We start from the raw sequence: 3,605 nt of genomic DNA on the forward strand, positions 1-3,605 counted from the left end.
GAATGAATGAAAAAATTTGACAAGTAAATTAGGAAAAGTGAATAAAAACTGTCAAGTGATTTTAGGAAAGTACAAACTCATGTTTATAAGGGCATTAACCCATGTTTATAAGGGTACTAACCCATGTTTATAAGAGCACTAACCCAATGCTATAGTACTTTCATGGACTCACTTGACCATTTTTAGTTTGTTTTTCTATATCACTTGACACTATTTTATAAAAAAACCACTCATCAATTTTTCCGTCTAAAAACTCATCAATTAAGAACATAATATTTGGCTAACTGCACAAAAATAAATATCTTTGTAATATGAGAATAGTCATACAAAGAGTTTCAGAGGCATCGGTAAGCATCAAAGACACGATGAAATCGGTCATTCAGCAAGGTTTTCTTATCCTTTTAGGCATAGGTGAAGATGATAGCGAGGACGATATAGAATGGCTTGTAAAGAAGGTTGTCAACCTTCGTGTGTTTGATGATGAACAGGGAATCATGAATAAATCTATCCTCGATGTCAATGGCGAAATATTGGTAGTGAGCCAGTTTACCCTCATGGCATCGTATAAAAAGGGCAACCGACCCTCCTATATTCGAGCTGCAGGGCACGAGATTTCTATCCCACTCTACCAGCTGTTTTGCAAACGTTTGAGTGCCCAATTGGGGAAAGAAGTTGGCACTGGCGAGTTTGGTGCCGATATGCAGGTAAAATTAGTGAACGATGGTCCAGTCACCATCTGTATGGATACCAAAAATAAAGAGTAACGCAAACACCCCCAAGAACAACATTCAAAAGATGGAAATCAAAGAAGCACAGCAACAAGTAGACCGCTGGATTAAGGAATATGGTGTACGCTATTTCTCCGAACTCACCAATATGGCGTGCCTCACCGAAGAAGTTGGCGAGTTGGCGCGCATCATCTCACGCACCTATGGCGACCAAAGTTTCAAGCCAGGAGAGACACCCAATCTTGCCGATGAAATGGCAGATATTTTGTGGGTACTCATCTGTTTGGCGAATCAAACAGGAGTTGACCTCACCGAGGCTTTTGAACAAAACATGAAGAAGAAAACCAATCGAGATAAGACAAGACATATCAATAACCCAAAACTAAAACAACAATGACAGTCAACAAAAACATACAACCTACAAAGGAGCAGCGCAATGCCAAGAATGCGCCCAAGCAAACAGTCGACAAGTACGAACAGGCTTTGAAAGAGTACAACACCAATCTCAACGATGATGAAGTACGAGAGACAGTTAAGAAGCTCATCGAAGAAAAAGTAGATACCAATGACACCCCAGAGGTGAAGAAATTCCTGTTTGGAAGCATCGAACTAACCTCACTGAAATGCACTGATTCAGACGAAAGCATCATGGCATTTACCGAAAAAGTAAACCAGTTTGACACGCAATACGCTGATCTTCCACACGTTGCCACGATCTGTGTGTATCCCTGTTTTGCTCAGGTGGTACGTGACACCTTGGAGGTTGAAGGCGTTGAAATAGCCTGCGTATCGGGCAGTTTCCCCTCTTCACAAGCCCTCATTGAGGTAAAGGTAGCCGAAACAGCATTGGCAGTGAAAGACGGAGCTACGGAGATTGACATCGTGATGCCCGTAGGCAAATTCCTAAGTGGCAATTACGAAGAGATGTGCGAGGATATACAAGAGTTAAAAGAAACTTGCGGAGACGCCGCCATGAAGGTGATTTTAGAGACAGGATGCTTAAAAACAGCGTCAAATATCAAGAAAGCCTCTATCCTTTCCATGTATGCCGGAGCCGATTACATCAAGACTTCTACGGGCAAAGAGAAGGTGGCAGCCACGCCAGAAGCTGCGTATGTGATGTGCCAAGCCATCAAGGAATACTACGATGAAACGGGCATTCAGATAGGTTTTAAGCCTGCTGGCGGCATCAACTCAGTGATGGACGCCCTCATCTACTACACCATTGTGAAAGAAGTGTTAGGCGAAAAATGGCTTGCCAACAAGTGGTTCCGTTTAGGTACCAGTCGCTTGGCGAACATGTTACTCAGCGAAATTGAAGGAAAGGAAGTAAAATTCTTCTAACAATGCGATAGAAACAGCTATAAAAAATGCCCTGCAAAAAAGCGGATATACACCTTAGAAATGTATATCCGCTTGAGCTTTTTAGCATCATCAAAGCGCCTTGATCCAATCAACGATGTCTTGCATCACCTCTGGCGCAAAGGTTTCTTCTATCAATCGATACTCCGTTGTCTGCCCCGTATTACAGTGTTGAAACAGATGGTTCAGACCTTCGTATTCTTTAATCAGGTTCTTTTTGTTGGGCTTCAAGCCTTTTCTCAAGGCTGAAAGATTGTCGTGCGCATCTACCTGCACATCTTTACTACCATTCATCGCCATGACAGGACACTTGATTTTTGGAAGATAGCAAGCCATGTCGGTAGCGATGAAATCGAGAACCCATGGGGTTTGCATGGTGAGAACGGGTAACAAACTTTGCCGGCTCAATGCTGGGAGCGACACATTGGTTTGTTTCAGCAAGGCATCTAACACGTCTTCGGGGTGAGAAATGTCTTTCTTGGCATTTCTATAAGCATAAATAGCCCCCAACACCTTACAGTAATCGTGAGCAAAAGTGGCACCCCCTCTCGCCTCCATCGCTTGATATACTTGCTTCAACATCAAGCTATCACCTCGTCCAGCAACCCCTGCAAGACTCACAATAAAATCGGGTAAGCCCTCTGCTGCCAACATCATAGCAATACTACCACCCTCACTATGTCCCATGACACCTATCTTTCCAAACTTTTTCAGGCTTTTTAGGTAGTTGAAACCACAGCGGGCATCCTCCGCATTGTCTTTCATCGTCGATTGAGAAGCATCACCTGTAGACTTTGCAAACCCTCTGTCATCGTACCGAAGCGAAGCAATGCCATGGCGAGCAAAGTAATCTGCCAAGACTAAGAACGGTTGATGGTCGAATATTTCCTCGTTTCTATTTTCCTGACCGCTACCTGTTACCATCAGTACCACAGGTACTTTCTGTTTGTTCATCTGCTCATAACCCACAGGATAAGTCAATGTTCCCGAGAAAACAGCATTCGCCTTGGCGTTTTGAAAGGTTACTTCCTCAGTTTGATATGGATAAGGCGCATGCGGAGTTTGCGGTCTTTTTAGTTCCTCAGCACCGCGATTGAGCATCAAGGGGAAAGCCCTACCAAACTGTGTAAACGTTCCTTGAATGTGGTCTCCTTGTTGTTTGCCGAGATACCGTGCCCCAATCGACGAGATAGCAATGTCCACTGAGTCGGCTGTGAGACAGTTCACTGTGGCAGGAACACCCCTTACACTTTGGTCAGGACTATCCATCGTTACGATGAAACCACTGTTTTTGTCCTTTTCAACGTGAAAGACAATCGTTAATTGTACACCTTGAACCGACAGTTTGCCCGTCCAACTACCTTCCAATTTCTGTGCTTGCGATGCGCAAACGGAAGCACACAACAGGAGCATAAAAGAGAGAAATCTTGTTTTCATGACGATAAGTTACTATGTTTGCAAAGGCTAACACACGGAGACAAGTCGGATGCCGCTCTTCGGAGGCTTCGCGCCTCC

4 protein-coding genes are annotated in these 3,605 nt (G+C 44.0%); 3 read left to right on the plus strand and 1 reads right to left on the minus strand.

Features of this window, described 5'->3' with window-relative positions; translation table 11 throughout:
- The first annotated feature begins 311 nt into the window (after positions 1 to 311).
- From dtd to deoC, 3 genes are read left to right on the plus strand one after another with little or no spacing between them, the layout of a single operon-like run.
- Positions 312 to 764, plus strand: a complete 453-nt coding sequence (gene dtd / locus DEM91_RS12215; protein ID WP_249859090.1) for a D-aminoacyl-tRNA deacylase — start codon at positions 312 to 314, stop codon at positions 762 to 764.
- 31 nt (positions 765 to 795) lie between these two features.
- On the plus strand, positions 796 to 1,125 hold the full coding sequence (locus DEM91_RS12220; RefSeq protein WP_008123796.1) for a nucleotide pyrophosphohydrolase: 330 nt from the start codon (positions 796 to 798) through the stop codon (positions 1,123 to 1,125).
- Positions 1,122 to 2,072, plus strand: coding sequence for a deoxyribose-phosphate aldolase (deoC, locus tag DEM91_RS12225; protein ID WP_249859091.1), 951 nt, complete (start codon positions 1,122 to 1,124; stop codon positions 2,070 to 2,072). The genes DEM91_RS12220 and deoC overlap by 4 nt, the downstream gene beginning before the upstream one ends.
- Positions 2,073 to 2,162: 90 nt before the next feature.
- On the opposite strand, the gene DEM91_RS12230 is transcribed toward deoC, so the two are convergent.
- A complete protein-coding gene (locus DEM91_RS12230; RefSeq protein ID WP_249859092.1) occupies positions 2,163 to 3,527 on the minus strand; it encodes an alpha/beta hydrolase family protein in 1,365 nt (454 codons plus the stop codon).
- Between the last annotated feature and the right edge of the window lie 78 nt (positions 3,528 to 3,605).

Origin of the sequence: Prevotella sp. TCVGH (assembly GCF_023522295.1) — a bacterium.
GTDB lineage: Bacteria > Bacteroidota > Bacteroidia > Bacteroidales > Bacteroidaceae > Prevotella > Prevotella timonensis.